This is a genomic window from Rhodococcus sp. ARC_M6 (assembly GCF_022810305.1).
GTDB lineage: Bacteria > Actinomycetota > Actinomycetes > Mycobacteriales > Mycobacteriaceae > Rhodococcus_F.
Map to the genome: position 1 here is coordinate 1 of NZ_JALGQH010000119.1, position 255 is coordinate 255.

At 61.2% G+C, this 255-nt stretch carries 1 pseudogene; it reads left to right on the forward strand.

Annotation, left to right across the window (positions count from 1 at the left end):
* Nucleotides 1-255, forward strand: a pseudogene (locus MTX36_RS30785) (ABC transporter ATP-binding protein); the annotation flags it as partial.

Genomic DNA, 255 nt, shown 5'->3' on the forward strand with positions numbered 1-255 from the left:
GTGTGGTCATCGCCATGGCGTTGGCCTGCGAGCCGAAGCTGCTGATCGCCGACGAGCCGACGACAGCTCTCGACGTGACGGTGCAGAAGCAGATCCTCGACCTGCTTGCCTCGCTCAACGACAAGCTGAACATGGCTGTGATCCTCATCAGCCATGACCTCGGTGTCGTGTCGGGACGATCCGATCGCGTCGCCGTCATGTACGCCGGTTCCGTCGTGGAAACCTCAGCGACAGAAGAACTGTTCACGCGTCCAC